The 18,762-nt window shown below is 72.9% G+C and carries 20 protein-coding genes; 13 read left to right on the forward strand and 7 right to left on the reverse strand.

Features of this window, described 5'->3' with window-relative positions; all coding sequences use genetic code 11:
* Nucleotides 1-37 precede the first annotated feature (37 nt).
* From ELR47_RS06660 to ELR47_RS06675, 4 genes are read left to right on the forward strand one after another with little or no spacing between them, the layout of a single operon-like run.
* The gene (locus ELR47_RS06660; protein ID WP_130649180.1) at nucleotides 38-1,669 is read left to right on the forward strand and encodes a 5-guanidino-2-oxopentanoate decarboxylase; all 1,632 of its coding nucleotides are present in this window, start codon (nucleotides 38-40) and stop codon (nucleotides 1,667-1,669) included.
* Nucleotides 1,670-1,680: 11 nt separating this feature from the next.
* Nucleotides 1,681-2,859, forward strand: coding sequence for a Glu/Leu/Phe/Val dehydrogenase dimerization domain-containing protein (locus ELR47_RS06665; RefSeq protein WP_205745488.1), 1,179 nt, complete (start codon nucleotides 1,681-1,683; stop codon nucleotides 2,857-2,859).
* Nucleotides 2,856-3,866, forward strand: coding sequence for an NAD(P)-dependent oxidoreductase (locus ELR47_RS06670; RefSeq protein WP_130649181.1), 1,011 nt, complete (start codon nucleotides 2,856-2,858; stop codon nucleotides 3,864-3,866). The genes ELR47_RS06665 and ELR47_RS06670 overlap by 4 nt, the downstream gene beginning before the upstream one ends.
* Nucleotides 3,863-4,477, forward strand: coding sequence for a TetR/AcrR family transcriptional regulator (locus ELR47_RS06675; RefSeq protein WP_130649182.1), 615 nt, complete (start codon nucleotides 3,863-3,865; stop codon nucleotides 4,475-4,477). The genes ELR47_RS06670 and ELR47_RS06675 overlap by 4 nt, the downstream gene beginning before the upstream one ends.
* Nucleotides 4,478-4,520: 43 nt before the next feature.
* Here the strand turns inward: ELR47_RS06675 and ELR47_RS06680 are convergent, their stop codons facing one another.
* Nucleotides 4,521-5,786 (reverse strand): Glu/Leu/Phe/Val family dehydrogenase, encoded by a 1,266-nt coding sequence (locus ELR47_RS06680; protein WP_130651253.1) that lies wholly within the window; start codon nucleotides 5,784-5,786, stop codon nucleotides 4,521-4,523.
* Nucleotides 5,787-6,138: 352 nt separating this feature from the next.
* Here ELR47_RS06680 and ELR47_RS06685 point away from each other — a divergent pair, with 352 nt between their 5' ends.
* Nucleotides 6,139-6,903: a hypothetical protein gene (locus ELR47_RS06685; RefSeq protein ID WP_130649183.1), complete on the forward strand. Its 765-nt coding sequence runs from the start codon at nucleotides 6,139-6,141 to the stop codon at nucleotides 6,901-6,903.
* Nucleotides 6,900-7,280, forward strand: a complete 381-nt coding sequence (locus ELR47_RS06690) for a hypothetical protein (RefSeq protein WP_130649184.1) — start codon at nucleotides 6,900-6,902, stop codon at nucleotides 7,278-7,280. Before ELR47_RS06685 ends, ELR47_RS06690 begins: the two co-directional genes overlap by 4 nt.
* A 75-nt stretch (nucleotides 7,281-7,355) precedes the next feature.
* Here the strand turns inward: ELR47_RS06690 and ELR47_RS06695 are convergent, their stop codons facing one another.
* From ELR47_RS06695 to ELR47_RS06705, 3 genes are all read right to left on the reverse strand, one after another.
* Nucleotides 7,356-7,910: an FAD-dependent oxidoreductase gene (locus ELR47_RS06695; protein ID WP_130649185.1), complete on the reverse strand. Its 555-nt coding sequence runs from the start codon at nucleotides 7,908-7,910 to the stop codon at nucleotides 7,356-7,358.
* Between the two features lie 98 nt (nucleotides 7,911-8,008).
* Entirely contained in the window at nucleotides 8,009-8,197 is a 189-nt protein-coding gene (locus ELR47_RS06700; protein WP_130649186.1) for a hypothetical protein, read from the reverse strand.
* A gap of 141 nt (nucleotides 8,198-8,338) precedes the next feature.
* Nucleotides 8,339-8,539, reverse strand: coding sequence for a hypothetical protein (locus ELR47_RS06705; RefSeq protein WP_130649187.1), 201 nt, complete (start codon nucleotides 8,537-8,539; stop codon nucleotides 8,339-8,341).
* 323 nt (nucleotides 8,540-8,862) lie between these two features.
* On the opposite strand from ELR47_RS06705, the gene ELR47_RS06710 reads away from it, so the two are divergent.
* Together ELR47_RS06710 and ELR47_RS06715 are read left to right on the forward strand one after the other, a co-directional pair.
* Nucleotides 8,863-9,624 carry an SDR family NAD(P)-dependent oxidoreductase gene (locus ELR47_RS06710; RefSeq protein ID WP_130649188.1) on the forward strand — a complete coding sequence of 254 codons (762 nt, stop codon included), beginning with the start codon at nucleotides 8,863-8,865 and terminating at the stop codon, nucleotides 9,622-9,624.
* A 59-nt stretch (nucleotides 9,625-9,683) separates the two neighbouring features.
* Nucleotides 9,684-11,348 (forward strand): FAD-dependent oxidoreductase, encoded by a 1,665-nt coding sequence (locus ELR47_RS06715; RefSeq protein ID WP_130649189.1) that lies wholly within the window; start codon nucleotides 9,684-9,686, stop codon nucleotides 11,346-11,348.
* A gap of 40 nt (nucleotides 11,349-11,388) precedes the next feature.
* On the opposite strand, the gene ELR47_RS06720 is transcribed toward ELR47_RS06715, so the two are convergent.
* From ELR47_RS06720 to ELR47_RS18220, 3 genes are all read right to left on the reverse strand, one after another.
* A complete protein-coding gene (locus ELR47_RS06720; RefSeq protein ID WP_130649190.1) occupies nucleotides 11,389-12,429 on the reverse strand; it encodes a nuclease-related domain-containing protein in 1,041 nt (346 codons plus the stop codon).
* Between the two features lie 195 nt (nucleotides 12,430-12,624).
* Nucleotides 12,625-12,792 carry a hypothetical protein gene (locus ELR47_RS18215; RefSeq protein ID WP_165403893.1) on the reverse strand — a complete coding sequence of 56 codons (168 nt, stop codon included), beginning with the start codon at nucleotides 12,790-12,792 and terminating at the stop codon, nucleotides 12,625-12,627.
* Between the two features lie 293 nt (nucleotides 12,793-13,085).
* Complete coding sequence (locus tag ELR47_RS18220) at nucleotides 13,086-13,223, reverse strand: hypothetical protein (protein ID WP_165403894.1); 138 nt, start codon at nucleotides 13,221-13,223, stop codon at nucleotides 13,086-13,088.
* 300 nt (nucleotides 13,224-13,523) lie between these two features.
* Here ELR47_RS18220 and ELR47_RS18225 point away from each other — a divergent pair, with 300 nt between their 5' ends.
* From ELR47_RS18225 to ELR47_RS06740, 5 genes are all read left to right on the forward strand, one after another.
* Nucleotides 13,524-13,661: a hypothetical protein gene (locus tag ELR47_RS18225; protein WP_165403895.1), complete on the forward strand. Its 138-nt coding sequence runs from the start codon at nucleotides 13,524-13,526 to the stop codon at nucleotides 13,659-13,661.
* Nucleotides 13,662-13,688: 27 nt separating this feature from the next.
* On the forward strand, nucleotides 13,689-14,012 hold the full coding sequence (locus ELR47_RS06725; protein ID WP_130649191.1) for a putative quinol monooxygenase: 324 nt from the start codon (nucleotides 13,689-13,691) through the stop codon (nucleotides 14,010-14,012).
* Nucleotides 14,013-14,225: 213 nt separating this feature from the next.
* Complete coding sequence (locus tag ELR47_RS06730; RefSeq protein ID WP_205745490.1) at nucleotides 14,226-15,191, forward strand: HNH endonuclease; 966 nt, start codon at nucleotides 14,226-14,228, stop codon at nucleotides 15,189-15,191.
* A gap of 276 nt (nucleotides 15,192-15,467) precedes the next feature.
* Nucleotides 15,468-17,597 (forward strand): DUF6351 family protein, encoded by a 2,130-nt coding sequence (locus tag ELR47_RS06735; RefSeq protein ID WP_130649192.1) that lies wholly within the window; start codon nucleotides 15,468-15,470, stop codon nucleotides 17,595-17,597.
* Nucleotides 17,598-17,798: 201 nt separating this feature from the next.
* Nucleotides 17,799-18,623, forward strand: a complete 825-nt coding sequence (locus ELR47_RS06740; protein ID WP_130649193.1) for an aldo/keto reductase — start codon at nucleotides 17,799-17,801, stop codon at nucleotides 18,621-18,623.
* Nucleotides 18,624-18,762: the final 139 nt, after the last annotated feature.

An 18,762-nucleotide genomic window follows, 5' to 3' on the forward strand; every position in this document is an offset into this window, starting at 1 on the left:
ACCGCTGGCCTCGTCGCCAGCCGGACAGGAGCACCCCATGATCGAGCGCACCGGCGGCGAAGCGGTCGTCCGGGCGTTGGCGGCCCACGGCGTCGACCTCGTCTTCGGCATCCCCGGCACGCACAACCTCGCCATCTACGCCGCCCTCGACGCGCACGGGATCCGACACGTGTCGCCCCGACACGAGCAGGGCGCCGGCTACGCCGCCGACGGCTATGCGCGGATCAGCGGACGGCCCGGAGTCGTGATCACCACCACCGGTCCGGCGGCACTGAACGTCTCTGCGGCGCTCGCGCAGGCGTACTCGGACTCCGTCCCGGTGCTGGCCGTCTCCCCGGGGCTGCCGCTGGCACATCCGGCCCGTGGCAACGGCTACCTGCACGAGGTGAAGGACCAGACCGGGGCGATGGACGCGGTGGTCGCCTACAGCCACCGGGTCACCTCGGTCGCCGAGATCCCCGGTGCCGTCGCCGAGGCGTTCGTCGCGATGACCGCCGGTCGGCCGCGCCCGGTGCACCTCGAGGTGCCGCTCGACCTGCTCGAGGCGTCGGCGCCGACGCCCGACGTCGCTCCGGTGGCGACCGCGCGTCCGTGCCCGTCCGACGACGCCCTCGCCGCTGCCGCCGCCTTCCTCGCCGACGCCCGGCGTCCGGTGCTGGTCGTCGGCGGGGGCGCCCGGTCCGCGGCCGCGCAGGTGCGGCGGCTGGCGGAACGCCTGGGGGCGAGCGTGGTCGCCACCACCAACGGCAAGGGCGTGCTGGCCGAACGCCACCCGCTCGCGGTCGGTGCCGGGGTCCATCATCCGGCGGTGCAGGCGCTGGCGGAGGACAGCGACGCGGTCGTCGCCGTCGGCACCGAGCTCGCTCCGGCCGACCTGTGGTACGGCCCGCTGCCGACCGACGGCAAGCTCGTCCACGTCGACATCGACGCCGGCCAGCTGGTGCGCAACGCCCGTCCCCGGGTGGCCCTGGCCGGTGACGCCGCGACGACGCTGGACGCACTGCTCGCTCGGCTCCCCGACGCGGGGGACACGACCACCGACGTGGCCACGGCCGAGACCCGGGCCGAGGCCGAGGCCCGGGCGGCCCAGTGGCGGCAGCGGCTGCGCGACGACGCCCGCAAGGAGGGCGCGGACTGGCTCGGGCTCGTCGACGTGCTCGCCGAGGTGCTCGCCGATGATGCCGTCGTGGCCGGCGACAGCACGATGGCCTGCTACTACGGCGTGCTGGCGAACCTGCCCCGCCACCGGCCGGGCGCGTTCCTGTACCCGACCGGTCTGGGCACGCTCGGCTACGGCCTGCCGGCCGCCATGGGTGCCAAGCTGGCCAGCCCTGACACCGACGTCGTCGCCGTCCTCGGCGACGGGGGCGTCATGTTCACGCTGCCCGAGCTCGCCGCCGCGGCACAGGCCGGACTGGCGCTGCCGGTGCTCGTCGTCGACAACGGCGGCTACGGCGAGATCCGCCGCGAGATGCTCGAGCGGGACGAGACCCCGCTCGGCACCGAGCTGCCGGCCGTCGACCTTCCCGCCGCCGCCCGGGCGCTGGGCTGTCACGGCCACGAGGTCGGGACGTTGGCGCAGTTGCCCGAGCTGCTCGAGACCGCACTGACCGCCGACCGCCCGACGCTGCTGCGGGTGCCCGAGACGATCACCGGGTCCACCCCGTGAAGGAGGCCGCCGTGACGGTGCCACCCCTGCTCGAGATCACCTGGCGCGACCCGGTGACGGGCACCCCCGGCTACGTGGTGATCGACCGGCTCGTGCGCGGCCTCGCCAGTGGCGGGCTGCGGGTGCGTGCCGGCTGCGACCTCGAGGAGGTCGCCGGCCTGGCACGCGGCATGAGCCGCAAGGAAGCCATCGTCTACGACCCCGCGGACCGCTACCTGCCGTTGGGCGGTGCCAAGGGCGGGCTCGACCTCGACCCGGCGTCCCCGGACGCGGAGGCGGTCCTGCACCGGTTCCTCGGTGCCATCAAGCCGGTCGTGGAACAGCAGTGGACCACCGGCGAGGACTTCGGCGTCCGACAGGAGACCCTCGACCGGATCGCGCACCGCATCGGCCTGCGGTCGACGGTCGAGGCGGTGTTCGCCCGACTCGACGACGCCGAGGCGGCCCGCGACCGGCTCGCCCGGGCGTTCGCCGTCGAGGTCGACGGCGTGGGGCTCGGGGACCTCGTCGGCGGGTACGGCGTCGCCGAGGCCGCCGTCGCACACGCCGAACTGCGTGGCCGCGACCCCGCACGGCTCACCGCGGTCGTGCAGGGGTTCGGGTCGATCGGCGGGGCCACCGCGCGCTACCTCGCCCGGGCCGGCGTCCGGGTCGTCGGGGTCGTCGACCGGGCCGGACTGCTCGTCGACGAGGACGGCCTCGACGTCGAGGCGCTGCTGCGCGTCCGGGACGCGTCCGGCGTCGTCGACCGGGACCGGGTCGGGGCCCTCGCGCAGCGCGACGGCACCGACTGGTACCGGCTCGACGCCGACCTGCTGGTGCCGGCTGCGATGTCCTACGTCCTCGACGTCGACCAGGTCGACGACGTCCGCGCCGGGGTGGTGGCCGAGGGCGCGAACCTGCCGACCCTGCCCGCCGCGGAGGAGCGGCTGCGCGACCGTGGCGTGGAGGTGCTGCCCGACTTCCTCACCAACCTGGCGACCAACGCCTGGTGGTGGTGGGTCGTGTACGGCGACGTGGAACCGACTGCCGAGGCCTCGTTCGCCAAGACCTCGGCGACGATGCGGCGCCTGGTGAAGGCGGTCGTCGCCGACGCCGACGCGCGGCAGGTGTCGTTGCGCGAGGCGGCCCTCGACCTGGCCGACCGCAACGTCGCGCTGTTGGCAGACCACTTCGGTTCGCCGACGTGACCGCCGCGGCTGCCGTCGGTGTGCCGGTAGCGGTCTACACCGACGCCTCGCCCGAGGAGGACCTCGGCCCGGGGGTCGACCTGCTGTGTGCGGCCGGCGTCGAGGTGCGCCCGCCCAGGTCCGAGGCCGGATGGTCGGCCGGCTCGCACGCCGACGCGGACTACCTGCTGGTCGGCTACCAGCGCATCGGCGAACCGGAGCTCGAGCGGCTGCCGCGGCTGCGGGGGATCGTCACCCGCTCGGTCGGCACCGACGGCATCGACCTGGCCGCCGCCGCAGCCCGTGGTGTCCGGGTCGCGAACCTCCCGGCGGTCGCGACCGAGGAGGTCGCGACCCACACGCTGGCGCTGGCACTGGCCGCGCTGCGTGGCGTGGTGGTGTTCGACCGTGCCGTGCGGGCGGGGGCGTGGGACCCGACGGCGCAGGTGTTGCGACGCCCTTCGGAGCTGACGTGGGGGATCGTGGGCATGGGGCGGATCGGCCGTGCGGTGGCGCGGCGGGCGCAGGTGCTGGTCGGCGAGGTCGTCGGCCACGACCCGGCCACGACGACGCCGGACTGGCCGTCGGGCGTCGCCCGCGCCGACACGCTGGACGAGCTGCTGGTCCGTGCGGACGTGCTCAGCCTGCACGTACCGCTCGTCGCCGCGACCCGGGGGCTGATCGGGGCGCGCGAGCTGGCCCTGCTCCCGGCCGACGCCGTGGTCGTCAACGTCGCGCGCGGCGCGGTGCTCGACGAGACGGCACTGCTCGACGCGCTCGACGAGTGCCACCTCGCGGGGGCGGCACTGGACGTGCTGGCCGAGGAACCCCCGGTGGCGCCGCATCCGCTCGTGGACCACCCGAGGTGCGTCGTCACCCCGCACGTCGCCTACCTGTCCGCCGAGTCGGCCGGACAGGCGGTGCTCGACCAGGCGAGGCAGGTGGTGGCATGGGCGCAGCGGGACGCGACCCTCGGGTCGATGTCGCCGGCCGCCCGACGACCAGCTCCGAACAGGGGGACGTCATGACCCGCACGAGCGTCGTCGCGGCACGACGCGAGCAGATCCTGGGGGCGACCTGCGAAGTGGCGGCCGAGGTCGGGTTCCGTTCCCTGCGGGTGACCGACGTCGCCCAGCGGGTGGGGTGCAGCAGCGGGACGGTGCACTACTACTTCGCGACCAAGCGTGCCCTCATCCGGGCGGCGTTCGAGCACAACTTCCAGGCGTCGTTGGCACGTCGCGCGGCGATCCTGGACAGCGACGGCGACGCGGTGGTGCGCCTGCGCAGCCTCATCGCCTCGTATCTGCCGGAGTCGCCGGTGACGGTCGAGGCGTGGAAGGTGTGGGCCGAGTTGTGGGTGGGGGCGCTGCACGACCCGGACCTGCGGGAGCTCAACGACGTGGTCTACGGCGCGTGGCGCAGCCGCGTGGCCGAGATCATCGCGGAGGGGCAGCGCGACGGCACGATGCAGCCGGGTGATCCGCAGGTCCTGGCCAACGCGGTCATCGGCCTGATCGACGGGCTGTCGATCCAGGTGCTGCTCGAGTCGAGGAGCCTCGACGTCCTGCACGTGCACGAGGTCTGTGACCTGATCCTGCGGAGCGCCGTCCTCGTCCCCGGCGCCGAGGCGTCCCGCTGAGAGCGTGGCCGCGGATCACCTCGCTCCTCGTGGTCCCGGTGACTCAGATGTAGCCGCGGAGGGTCGCTGCCTCCGCGACGCGCTCGACCGCGAGTGCGAACGCCGCCTCGCGGAGCGTCAACCGGTCGCCGCCCCATGCCTTGGCCTCGCCGGCCCGCTCGGCCTGGAACCGTCGACACTGCTGGTAGGCGGTCTGCAGCTTGGTGTCGAGGCGACGGTTGACGTCCTCGAGTTCCCAGCGCAGGTCCTGGCTGTTCTGCACCCACTCGAAGTAGCTGACCGTCACGCCGCCCGCGTTGGCCAGGATGTCGGGCACGACCACCACACCCCGCTCGGCGAGCATCTCGTCCGCAGCTGGTGTCACGGGGTGGTTCGCCCCCTCGACGACGATGCGGGCCCGGATGCGGTCGGCGTTGTCGTGGGTGACGACCTCGCCGAGCGCGGCCGGGATCAGCACGTCGACGTCCAACTCGAGCAGCTCGTCGTTGCTGATCGGCTCGGTGCCCGGCAGGTCGGCGACCGTGCCGTGCTCGGCGAGGTGGACACGGACGGCCTCGATGTCCAGACCGCCGGGCGCGTGGATGCCGCCACCGACGTCGGAGACGGCGACGACCCGGTAGCCACGCTCGGCCGCCGTGACCGCCGCCCACGACCCGACGTTGCCGAAGCCCTGGATCGCCACCGACACCTCGGACGGCACCCCGAGGCCGAGGTCACGGACCGCCTCGTCGAGCACCACGACCGTGCCCCGGCCGGTCGCCTGCTCCCGGCCGAGTGACCCACCCAGCACCACCGGCTTGCCGGTGACGATGCCCAGTGTGTGCCCGTAGCGGCGGCCGTACTGGTCGAGGATCCAGCTCATGGTCTGCGCGTTGGTGTTCATGTCCGGCGCCGGGATGTCCCGCGTCGGCCCGATGATGTGGCCGATCTGCTCGGTGTAGCGGCGGGTGATCCGCTCGAGGTCGACCGTGCTCAGCTTGATCGGGTCGACCTGGACGCCGCCTTTGGCGCCCCCGAAGGGGACGTCGACCAGTGCCGTCTTCCAGGTCATCAGCGATGCCAGGGCCCGCACCTCCTCGAGATCGGCGTCCGGATGGAAACGGATGCCGCCCTTGTAGGGGCCGCGGGCGGCGTTGTGCTGGACGCGATAGCCGTAGAAGACGTTGCGGCTGCCACTCTCGCAGCGCACCGCGATCTGCACGCGCAACTCCCGGAAGGTGCCGGACAGCACGTCGATCGCCTCGTCGCTCAGGCGGTCGATCGCGGCCGCCCGTTGGAAGAAGTGGTTGACCGCTTCGAACGGCGTCATCGAGGTGGTGGCGTGCACGGCATTCCCTTGGGTCGATGCGGAGGTGGGGCGGCGGTCGACGCCGGACGCCGGCCGTCCCCCCCGCGGACCTCACCCAAGCAAGCCGACGGTGGTCGGCACCATGGCCGTCGGCCGAGGTGGCTGTCCACAGGCGGGGCACGGTCCGAGGGGCCCGCGTACCGATCGTGGGCAAAGCTGCACCGACGTGAACCGAGGGGAGCGGCATGGGATGCCCGCCACGCTGGGACGATCCGATCGGGAGCGCCCGCGCTGAGGCTGCGGTGCCGGTAGGGCGCGGCCTGCCGGTGCGTCCGACGCTGTACGGCTTCGAAAACGGCCGCCCGACGTTGCGGTGCAGGCCGGGCTCGGGATGCTCCAGGACCGGCACCACGAGCTGCCGCGCCTGTTGAGCGCGCTCGTGCCCGAGCTCGGCATCCGCCAGTTGCTGGTGTTCAGCCAGGCCCGGACGACCGACCCGAGGGTCGCCGACCCGGACCTGCGTGCCGCGCTGGCGACCTACGGCATCGTGGTCGAGGTCGCCGAACGCCTGGGCGACGAGGTCACCGTGACGGCCCACCTGCTCGAGCGGGAGATCGAGGACGACGGCGCCGTGCGTTGGCAGCGCCGGGAGTCGGGCGACGACGGGATCTGGAGGGCGATGCTGCGCCACGCGCTGTCCAGTTCCGTCCCCGACGGTGACGGCCCGGGTCCGCTCGGGCTCGCCTACGCGCTGTCGCGGTGGGGCATGGTCGTGGAGGTCGCGGCCCGGCTGGCAGGACCGCTACGGCTTCACCCCGGTCGCGGCACGCGTCGAGCGACAGGTCCGTCCGGTCCACCGGCGTCGTGTCCGCGAACTCGCCCGCGACGCGGTCCGCCGCCGGCGGCCGCCGCACACGCGACCCTCGCCGTCGACGGCACGTCAGGAGTCGCGATGACGACGCCGATCACCTGGGCGGACCACGAGTCGTGGCTGACGGGCTTCCTCGGAACGCTCGGTGGGGAGCGGCGACCGGCACCGCTGCTGGTCTGTTTCACCGACGGCACGGCCGACATCGTGGTCGACAGCCGGCGCGAGCGCCACGGCGAGAAGGTCACCCACTCACCGAGCTCGCGGTGATCACCGGGGAACTCGCCTCGGATGCTGCCGTGCTCGCCCTGCCCGTACGCGTGCGCGAGCTGCAGCAGCCGGGCCGTCCGACGGTCGCACATGCGTGGGTGCTCACCTCGGCGGTCCGCGACGGCACCCGGGCGCGTCTCCGGGTTCGGCAGCTCGCCGTCGGCGGTGTCGGAGCGAACTCGGACGACGTGCCGGTGGTCGGTGTGGACGTCCGACGCGTCGGTGCGCGTGCCGCGGCCGAACGGCACCGGCTGCAGCAGCACGCGGAGGAACTCGCCGCACGGCACCGTCCGCTCGGCGGCTGGCGTCAGGCGTTCGACCGGCCGGCGATCCACGCCGACACGCCGGACGGCTTCGTACCCGCGTGCCCGTGGTGAAGGCCACGACGGCGTCGACCGGGCCATCCGCCGCGGTCCGGGCCACGAGCGCGACCGGGGCCCTCCAGCCCTTCGTCACTGCTCGGGCGGGCTGTCCCAGTCGTGGACGTCCTTGCCCGCTTCCCGGGAGAGGATGTCGAGCGCGACCGTTGCGCCCGCGCCGGCGGAGATGATCGCTTGGCTGCGTTCGGGACGGACCAGCCGTCCGACGGCGTAGAGACGGTCGACGTCCGTGCGGTACTCCACGTCGACCGACACCCGCCCGTCCTCGACCGTCGCGCCCGCCTGGGCGGCCAGCGACTGCGCCGACTTCCCGCCGGCCAGGACCAGGTAGTTGGCCTCGACCGTGGTGCCGCCGTCGAGCGTGATTACGAAGCGGTCGTCGCGACGCTCGACCGACTCCACCTCGGTCTCGTCAAGCGAGGCGCCGGCCGCCGTCACCTGGCGCCGGGCGATCTGCTGGAACTCGCTGCCGCCGAGTTCCTCGATGCCCAGGTAGTTGTGCAGGTGTGCGTGGTGCATCGCCGTCTTGTCCGTGCCGTACACGCGTGTGTCGTGCTCCGCACGAGCCAGGAACAGGGCCGCGCCGAGCCCACCCGGTCCGTCACCGACGATGACCACCGTTGCCATGCCACACCTTCTTCGCAGGGGACGCCGACCCTACGTTCGCGGCGGCCGCACGGCACGTCCGGCCGGGCCGTACGGAGTTTCCGACCGTGCGATGGCGGTCAGCGTCCGACCGCTCCGGTGGCCAGGGCGGCCCGACCGAGGACGGCGAGCTGTTCAGCGGTGTACAGCCCGGCGTCGGGAACCTCCGTCAGCTGCTGGCCGTCCGCGGTGCGCCGGAAGTGGCGGTAGTCGCAACCCGGGCAGCCGTACTCGGCGCAGGTCAGCAGTTCGATGCTGTGGGTAACCATGCACACTCGTTTGTTCGGGGCCGGGAGCGAGCGGAACAGGTACCCCACGTGCCTCCCGGTGTCGAGGCGATGTCGCCGCGGTGGCGGACCGCAGCGGTGGCGGACCGCAACGGCCCGCCACCCGGATCGCGGCGTGCGGGCTCACATGCCCGGGATGCCCTTGCCGCCGAGGAACTGCTTGGCGAGCGCCTGCGGGTCGATGCCGAACTTCTGCAGCAGGTTCTGGTCCTGCTCGTCCTCGGTGTCGACCTGCTGCGGCAGTTCCTTGTCGGCCTGCTGCGCCTGCTGGTCGTCACCTCGCTGCTTGAGCATGTCGGTGATCTGGTCCTTGTCGATCTTCATCAGGCAGTTCTCCGGTCGAGGACGGGCGAGATCGCGGTAGCCGCCCGCGGGAGAGGATCCGCCCGTGGCGATCCCATGACGGCCCGCCGGCCGCGCACTTCGGTCACCGACCGTGCCGCCTTCGATGCGGACCGGCACGGACGGCCACCGACCAACGCTGCGCGAGTCGCCGGCGTCGTCCACGGGCAGGGTGATGTCGGTCCGGTCCCTCCGTCGGCGTCGACCGCGCGGCCGACCGCGACGTGGTTCGTCGCGGTCGACGGCGACGGATCCGATGCCCTCGCCTAGGGTCGTCGGGCCACGTGTCGCGATCGGAGCCAGCTGTGGACGTCCTCTCCCGTTTCGCCCTCGACGACAAGGTCGCGATCGTGACCGGTGCGTCGTCCGGACTCGGCGTGTCCGCCGCGGCGGGCCTCGCGGCGGCAGGCGCCGACCTGGTGCTCGTCGCCCGCCGGGCCGAGAAGCTGGCTGACACCCAACGCCAGGTCGAGGCCCTCGGCCGCCGCTGCGTGGTCGTCCCCGGTGACGTCGCCGACCCGGCGACGGCCGAGCGCGCCGTGGGCACCGCGACCGAGACCTTCGGCAAGGTCGACGTCCTGCTCAACAACGCCGGCATCGGCACCGCCGTTCCGGCCACCCGTGAGACCCCCGAGCAGTTCCGGCAGGTCACTGACATCAACCTGCACGGCAGCTACTGGATGGCCCAGGCCTGCGGCCGCGTCATGCAGCCGGGCGCGTCCATCATCAACGTCGGCAGTGTGCTCGGCTTCACCACCGCCGGGTTGCCACAGGCCGCGTACGCGTCGTCGAAGGCCGCCATCATCGGCCTGACCCGGGACCTCGCCGCCCAGTGGACCGGCCGCAAGGGCATCCGGGTCAACGCGATCGCACCCGGCTTCTTCGCCTCGGAGATGACCGACCAGTACCCCGACGGCTACCTGGAGCAGATGATCGGGCGCGTCCCCGCCGGACGCAAGGGCGAACCCGAGGAGTTCGTCGCGGCGGTCGTCTTCCTCGCCTCGGACGCGTCGAGCTACGTGACCGGGATCACCCTGCCCGTCGACGGCGGCCTGCTGACGAACTGACGCTGGGAATCGCCCCGGCGGACTCGTAGGGTGGGCGGGCCACGTCGCCGAAGGTCCGAATGTCCTCGCCAGCAGCCGTCCCCGCCACGACGTCCGTGGCGATCGTCGGTGCCGGTCCCGTCGGGCTCGCCCTGGCGCTCGGGCTGGCCCGGCACGGCGTCGACAGCGTCGTGCTCGAACGCGCGAACCGGCTGAGCGAGCACTCGAAGGCGGCCGGCATCCACGTCCGCACCCGCGACGCGCTGCGCCGTTGGGGGATCGAGCAGCGCTTCCTCGACGCTGGTCATCTGATCGACCAGGTGACGCTCACCGACGTCGCCGCAGACGCTCGACCGTTGCTGCACGCCGACCTCACCCGGCTCGACGACGAGGTCGACCGGCCGGGTCTGCTGCTGCTCGAGCAGTCCGGCACCGAACGGCTGCTGCTCGACGCGCTCCGCGAGTCCGGTCGCAGCGACGTGGTCTTCGACGCCGAGGTGACCGGCCTCGAGCAGGAGGGGGCGTCGGCCACGCTGGTTTACCGTCGCGACGGGAGGTCGCGGACGCTGGACGCCGACTGGGTCGTCGGATGCGACGGAGCGGGCAGCTTCGTCCGCCGGGCTCTCGGCCTGTCCTTCGACGGGTCGACCTACCGCCTGCGACCGGTGCTCGCCGACATCGCCATCGACGACCACCGCGACCGACTGCCGTGGCCGCGTCTGCACGATCGCGACGGCGGCCTCACGGTCGCCGTCCGGTTCCGACCGGGGCGGTGGCGACTCATCCACCTCGACCCCCGTGACCGCAGCGAGGTCGACGCGGTCACCGACGCCGAGGTACGGCGCCTGACCGACCTCGTACTCGGTCCGGGTGGCGGCGAGGTCGTCTGGAGCAGCCGCTTCCACATCCACCGCCGCGCCAGCCCCCGGTTCCGTCAAGGACGGGTGCTCCTGGCCGGTGACGCGGCCCACGTGCACAGCCCGGTCGGGGGCCAGGGCATGAACGCCGGTGTCCAGGACGCGTTCACGCTGTCGTGGCTGCTGGCCGGCGCACTCGCCGACGGCGACGCCGAGCGCCTGCTCGGCGCCTACGAGACCGAGCGGCGCGACGTCGTGGTCGGCGACGTGTCGCGGTTCACCGACGTCGTGACGCGGCTGTTCCTGCTCTCACCGAGGCGGCTGCGGCGCACCCTGTTCGCGCTGCAGCGGCTGGCGCTGCGTGTCCCGCCGCTGGAGCGGGCGGCACTGCGACGTCTCACGATGACGGACCTGCGCCCGTCGACGTCCCCGTTGCTGCCACGGTCCGGACGTGCGCCGGGGATCCGGCTCCCCGACCCACGGGTGCGCACACCCGAAGGTCGCGAGTGTCGCCTCTCCGATCTGCTGCCGATCGGGCCGGTGCTGCTGCGCGTGACCGGCGCGCCGGACGGAGCCCGCTACGGCCGCGGCGACCGCGTTGCCCGCGTTGACCGCGTTGACCGCGTTGACCGCGTTGACCGCGTTGACCGCGTTGACCGCGTTGACCGCGTTGACCGCGTTGACCGCGAGGTTGCCAGCGGGCGCTCGGGGACGGCGGTGCTGCACGTCGGCCCCGGCGGCCACACCGACCCGTCCGGGCGGCTGCGCGCCCTGCTCGGCGGCAGCGACGGCTGGATCCTGGTCCGCCCGGACAACACGGTCGCCTGGGCCCGGCCCACCTCGGTCGGTCTCGCCGTCGCGGTCGCGCACGCGCTGGGTCGCGGCTGAAGCAAGCCGTCGGCGCCCCGTCCCCGGATCGCCGTCGGGGTCAGCGCTCGGTCGTCACCTCGCGCCGGCGCGCCAGCGCCGCTGCCCGTGCGGCACGCAGGCGACCGGCGACCGCTTCCTCGTCGGCGGGCGCCACGACGTGCAACTCGCCGGTGGGCACGTCGATCCAGCCGAGGGTGCGCCCCTCGGAGGTGTTGGCGTAGTAGCGGTGCCTGCCGTAGCGCTGCCACTCCCGTACGGCGAACACGGGCGACGCGACCGCAGCGATCGGCGCGTGGCTCGCGTCCCGGCTCACTGGGGGTGGTGGTGGCTTGGTGGCCGCCGCCGCCCGCAGCGGTGGTGTCGGCGTCGGTGGTGTCGGCGTCGTCGCAGGTGTCGGGGTCGGCAAGTGCCGAGGCAATCCTGACGGCGTGCGCGCCGGTGCTTGCCGCGGGCGTGCCGGCGTCCACGTCTGGGGCCAGCGGGCGAGCCGTTCGAGCTCGGCGATCTGCGCTGGTGGCCACGCGGTCGCTCGCTGCCGAACGAACCAGCGCGGGAGCGAACGCCGCCCGACGACGGAGAAGTCCGAGGGACGCCGCCGAATCTCGAGTTCGCAGCCCATCACCACCAGTACCGCCCAGACGTTGACGTCCTGGCCGGCCGCGGCCGTCAGGCGCTTCTGCACCAAGGCCGCCTCGCGAAGCAGCTTCGGTACGACGTCCGTCTTGCGGCCGTTCACCAGGACCGCCCGGTCGTAGACGGTCACCCGCCCGGAGAGGTGCTTGGTGTTGAGCGAGAAGACGCCAGACGGGCCGAGCACCAGATGATCGAGGTTCGCGCCACGCGTGCCGATCGGCAGGTCGTGCACGACCGCCCACGGTTCGGGCAGGCGAGCGAGGCGTCGGCCGACCGCTTCCTCGCCGGCCGCCCCCTTGGCCCAGGCCCGCTCCGGCGTCTTGACGTCGAAGAGCCGCTCGGCGAAGCGTCGGAAGCCGCTCTTGCCGGCGGCGAGCTCGGCCGCCATCGCTCGCGCACTGCTCCCGGCGGCGGAGTCCGCGTCAGCAGGGTCGAGTTGGACCTTCCATCCCGCCCGGTCGACCATCCCGTTGCTCCGTACCCGCGTACCGATCAGGCTCGCAGCGTCGCACGGGCGCAGGTCCGCAACGCCGCGTCCGGCCGGCGGCTTCGCGCAGCGCACGACCGGTCGTGCTTCGCCACGCCCGTTCGTCGTCGCCGGCGTGCGGTCGGGCGCGCCCGGGCACCGACCCAGCCGTCCGGCCGGCGCCGTGCGGGCCGTTCAAGGCCACGAACCGGCGCAGTTGTCGGGTGGATGCCAGTCGCTGCAGAACTCGCAGAAGACGGTGTGGGGGCCGACCGGATGCTGGAAGGTCGACGTGTCGGTGAGGGGGCGTCGCCACCAGGCGAGCACCGCATTGACCACGGAGGCGAGGATCGAGAGTTCCATGCGTCCAGTGTCACGGCTGCCAGTGACGTCGCCGCCAGTCCATCAGGAAGTCGTCGGCGACGACCCCGAGAGACGACGCCTCGGCCACGTCGAGCGCATGCGAGACACCGGACGGCGTCGCACCCCGCACATCGACGGCGCCGCACCGCAGCGACGGGGGGAGAGCCTCGTCGGAGGGCCTCGCGGCTCGGGCCTCCTCGACGGTGGCCTCGCACGAAACGCAAGCCGGCCGCCCCCAGGGGGGACGACCGGCGACATCGTACGGCCGGTGTGGCTGCCGGCTGCGGCTGCGGTCAGGCCGGGGCGAGTCCGGCAGCCTCACGCTGACGGGTCTCGCGACGCACCCAGGCGGCGAAGCCCTCCTCGACGGCGCGGAACGCGGCCCAGATACCGACCACGGCGGCGGCAGCGAGCTTGAACAGGTGGAGCATCGAGGTTCCTTCCTCGTCCGTTTGACCACCAGCGTGACGTGCCGGAGGCACATCGGCAAGATGGCAGCCGGCGACGGGCGCGGTGCGGTCCGGAGCATTCGCCGTGCGTCCCTCCCCACGCCCGGCGCCAGGGGGTCGCCCGGCGACGGGGCGACGCGTCGGTCGAGCCTGGGCGACGCGTCGGTCCAGCCTGGGCGACGCGTCGGTCCAGCCTGGGCGACGCGTCGGTCGACGGCCGGCCGGGGAGGGGCGGTGGTGTGGGCGCCTACCGTGCGGCACCCGCGAGCCTGGAGTCGTCCCATGCGTGTCCGTGCGTCCTTGACCGCCCTGACGTTCGCCGTCGTGCTGTTCGGGTGCGACGACGCGGGCACCGAGGGCGGCCCCGTCCCGCTCGACGAGACCACCGAGTCGCCCGACGACGGCGCCGGCGACAACTGACCGTTCCGATTCGCGAAGGCTGCATCCGTGATCTTCATCACCGCCAAGTTCCAGGTGAAGCCCGAGTCCGCCGACCGTTGGCCCGAGATCGCCTCGGCGTTCACCGCCGCGACCCGCGCCGAAGAGGGCTGTTTGTGGTTCGACTGGTCACGCTCGCTCGAGGACCCGCACGAGTACGTCCTCGTGGAGGCGTTCCGCGACGACGAGGCCGGCGCCGCCCACGTCAACTCCGACCATTTCCAGCAGGCCCGACGTGATCTGCCCCCGCACCTGCTCCACACCCCGAAGGTCGTGAACGTCACGCTCGACCAGAACGGGTGGTCGGAGCTGGGCGAGATGGCGGTCGACTGAGCGCGGTCCCGACGTCGCGTCGACGTCCGGCGGTCCGGACGCGGTTCGGCGTGATGTTCGTGTCACACCGCCGTGGTCGACTTCGGTTCGCGTGGGCACGGCCGGGGCGGCCGAGCGGCGTCGGGGAAGCGGTCGGTGAAGGCCACTTCTCCGACGCCGAGCCGACCAGGGGACGCGGTGCTCGCGGACCGCGGGAGAGGGCAGGACACCGGCGTGGCCTCGTACACGACGTTCAGCTTCGAGGCGGCCGTCGTCGGTGACGGTGATGACGGCTACCCGGACGAGCTGGCACGCCTGGCCGCGGCGCTGTCGCAGGACGACGCCGAGGTGGTCCGGGAGGCCAGCGACGCCGTTCGCATCCGGCGTTGGCCGCTACCACCGCTGCCGTTGCATCGTCCGCCGGTCGCGAGCCGCGGGCGCAGCGGTGACGCGAGCCCGGTGACCATCGCCGCGATGTTCGCCCGTGACGGCTACCGGTGCCGCTACTGCGGCACCCGCACCGTCGCCCGTGAGGCGCTCGAGGCGATGGCCGCCGCCGCGATGCGCTTCGGTCCGGACGTCTTCCCGCGTGCCCCCGGCTGGCGCATGGACGGCACGCATCCGGCGTTCTACTGGCAGTACGCCACGGACGACCACCTGCTCGCCGCCTCGGTCGGTGGTCCGGCCGACGACCTCGACAACCTCGTCAGCGCCTGCTGGCCCTGCAACGTGCGCAAGGGCAACGCGACGCTCGAACAACTCGGTTGGGGGCCGCCGTTGCCGCCGCGGCACGACCTCGACGGTTGGGACGGCCTGGTCTCGCGGGTCGACGGGCTGAGCCGGCGCGCCGCTGAACGCCGGGCCGTCGCCGCCGACGTGCTCTCGAGCATCGCTGACCGACGTCGCTCGGTTCGGACCGCCGTCTCTGGCGACGTCTGGCGGCGCAACACCCGAGGCGCGTACGCGACCCGTCGGATCGACGGCTCGCCGCCGTCCTGGGAAGCGCGCAACGGCCGCTGGCGGGTGGTCCGCGTCGCCGAGGACCCCCGGACCTATGACCTCGAACGGCGCACCGACGACCGGTGGGTGTACTTCGGCGTGTTCCGCTCGTCGGACCGGGCACTGCGGATCGCCGCCGAGGTCGACATCGCCGACGGGATCCGGCCCGAGGTGCTGCCCGGCGACTTCCGACCGCGCTGAACCGTCGTCGTCGGTCCTCGCCGGCGGCACGCGAGCGGGTTCCGACGTTGCACACCCGCCGGATCCGTCGGCTGGGCAGGTCAGGGCCCTCGTTTCGGCCGCGCCCCCATGTACCCGTGCGTACCCGGCTGCGTACCCGGCTGCGCCCGGCGTGGGCTGGGACGGCGTCTCACGGACCGGTGTCGTGGTGCTCTGTTAGCGTCCCGGACGGTCGCGTCCGCGCCGGTCGGGAGCCCGGTGACCAGCGGCGGCCATGCCTGGGAGAGGGAGAGCACCGTGCAATGTCGTACGCGACGGTGGCGCCGAGGCGCCACCATCCTGGCCGTCGCGGGTCTGTTCGCCGCGACCCTGCCAGTCGCCGCCAGCGCCAGTCCGGAACGGGGTCCCGATGGGAACGGACCACCGGGGCAGGACCGGGCGTTCACCGTCGAGGCGCTGTCGACCCGGGCCGACATGGTCACCGGCGGTGACGTGCTCGTCGGCATCGACGTGCCCCGGAACGTGCCCCAGCACCAGGTCCGGGTGCTGGCCGCCGGACGCGACGTCTCGGACGCCTTCACCCCCGATCCGTCCGACCCTCGCCGGCTCGTCGGGCTCGTGGAGGGCCTGCGTCCCGGCACGAACACCATCCGGGTCAGCGGCACCGGCAACGGCCAGGGGCGGCCCACCGCTGCCCTCGAGGTCGTCAACCACCCGAGCAGCGGCCCGGTGTTCTCCGGCCCGCACCAGACGCCGTTCTCCTGCACCACCGAGCAGGCCGGTCTGGGTACACCGACCGACCCGGCGACCTGCGCGGTGCCGGCCCAGGTGGTCTGGTACTACCGCACGACGGGTGGCAGCTTCCAACCGCTGGCCGACCCGCAGGACCGCCCGTCCGACCTGGCCACGACCACGACCCGCGACGGACGCACCGTCGACTACGTCGTGCGGGTCGAGAGTGGCGTCATCAACCGTTCGATCTACCGCTTCGCCGTGCTCGCCGAGGGCGGTGAGGTCGGTGCCGGCTGGAACGGTGGGCTGGTCTACAACTTCGGCGGCGGGTGCGGCACCGGATTCCATCAGGGTTCGCTCAGCCTGGGCACCGTGCTCAGCGACGCGGAACTCTCGCGCGGCCTCGCCGTCGCCTCCGGCAGCCTCAACGTGCACGGCACCGCCTGCAACGCGGTGCTGTCGGCCGAGACCGCGATGATGGTCAAGGAGCACGTGACCGAAGAACTGCGCACCGTCCCGCGCTGGACGATGGGCACCGGTGGCTCCGGCGGTGCCATCCAGCAGCACCTCATCGCCAACGACTATCCGGGCATCCTCGACGGGCTGGTGCCGCAGCTGACCTTCCAGGACTCGCAGCTCAGCGAACCGGCCGACTGCCGCCTGCTGCGCCGCGCCTTCGCCGGCAGCGGCCTGAGCCCCGCCCAACAGAACGCGGTGACCGGCTACCACACCGCCACGTCGTGTCTGCTGTGGGACCTCGCCTTCGCCGACGTGCTGGTCGCGCCCACCGGGTGCTCGTCCAACGTGCCCGTCGCGGAGCGCTACCACCCGGTGACCAACCCGGACGGGGTGCGTTGCACCACCTTCGACTCGATGATCAACGTCTGGGGCGCCGATCCCGAGACCGGCTTCGCCCGACGTGTGTTCGACAACGTCGGCGTCCAGTACGGGCTCGGGGCACTGCAGGCGGGCACCATCGGCGTCGAGCAGTTCCTCGCCGTCAACGAACGCGTCGGCGGCTTCGACCAGGACGGCAACGTCGTCGGCGAGCGGTCGGTCGCGGACCGCGACGCGCTCGAGATCGCGTACGCGACCGGCCAGATGGCACTCGGCGGCGCGCTGTCCGACGTCCCGATCCTCGACGTGCGCCCGTACACCGATCCAGCCGACTTCCACACCTACAGCCACACGTTCACCGTGCGTGAACGGTTGGAGGACGCCTTCGGCCACGCCGACAACCAGGTGATGTGGCGGGCGCCGTCGGGCAGCGTCGGCAACGCCGCCATGCAGGGCCGCTGGTTGGACACCATGGCGGACTGGTTGGATGCGATCGCCGCCGACGCCTCGGGTCGCCCGTTGGCCGAGGTGGTCGTCGACCGCCGGCCCGACGATGCCGTCGACAGCTGTTGGACCCGTGAAGGGGAGCGCATCCTCGAGGTCGCCGAGTACGGCGTGTTCGGTCAGTGCGAGACGCTGATGCCGCCGGCGGCGACGCCGCGGATCGTGGCCGGCTCCTCGGTCGCCTCCGACGTCATCGCCTGCACGCTGCGACCGGTCGACCTCGAGGAGTACGGGGTCGAGTTCACCCCGACGCAGCACGAGCGCCTGCACTCGCTGTTCCCCGACGGGGTGTGCGACTGGGAGGCGCCCAGTGTCGGACAGGTGCCGTTCGCCGGGACCTGGCCCCGCTACTGACCGCTCGTCGTCCTGTTGCCCGCCCGCGCCGGACGCCCGCGCCGGACGCCCGTGCGTGCGTCCGACGCGGCCGGTGGCGTCGCCCACCGCCTCGTTCGGCCACCGGTGCGGCGACGGACCACCTCCGACCGTCGGACCCGACGGTCGAGCCGGGTAGGGGGGTGGCCGTACCGTGCCCGCGACATCCCACTCGGAGCATGCATGGGTCCCACGATCTCACTCGACAACGGTCTCACCGTCCCGCGGCTCGGGTTCGGCACGTTCGAACTCGACGGTGAGGACGCCTACCGGTCGACCCGTACCGCACTGGAGGTCGGCTACCGCCACGTCGACACGGCGCAGGGCTACGACAACGAGGAGGAGGTGGGTCGGGCCATCGCCGACAGCGAGGTCGATCGCGGCGACGTGTGGTTGACCACCAAGATCAAGCCGTCGAACGCCAAGCCCGAGGACGTGCGTGCCTCCAGCGAGCAGAGCCTGCGCAAGCTCGGCGTCGAGCAGGTCGACCTCATCCTGCTGCACTGGCCGGCCGAGCACGTCGCGCCGCTCGAGGCGACCCTCGAGGCGATGACCGCGCTCGTCGACGACGGGCTGACCCGTTCGATCGGCGTGTCGAACTTCCCGTCCAGGCTGCTCGCCCGTGCCTACGAGCTTTCGCCCGGGATCATCACCGACCAGGTGGAGCACCACCCCTACCTGGGGGTCGACGCGATCGAACGGGTGCTCGAGGAGCACGGTGGTTTCCTCACCGCCTATTCGCCGCTCGCCCGTGGCAACGTCAGTGACGATGCCACGTTGACCGAGATCGGCGAGGCACACGGCGTGTCGGCCGCCCAGGTCACCCTGCGTTGGATGCTGCAGAAGCCGGACACGGTCGCCATCCCCAAGTCTGGCAACCCCGACCGGATCCGGACCAACTTCGCCGTCTTCGACTTCGAGCTGGACGACGACGAGCTCCAGCGCATCGGGGAACTCGAGCGTCAGGAGCGGCTCATCGACCCCGAGGGTGGTCCCGACTGGGACTGACACCCTGCGGAACCGGACGTGCAGATGCAGCGGGCGGCCTTCGGCCGCCCGCTGCACCTGTTCCGCACGCACGACGCGAGCTCACGGCGTGACGGGCTTCCGGCGCGCGACGCTCGCTGGGGAGACGTTCCCTCGTGCC

It is taken from the genome of Egicoccus halophilus, assembly GCF_004300825.1.
In the GTDB taxonomy this organism is placed as follows: domain Bacteria; phylum Actinomycetota; class Nitriliruptoria; order Nitriliruptorales; family Nitriliruptoraceae; genus Egicoccus; species Egicoccus halophilus.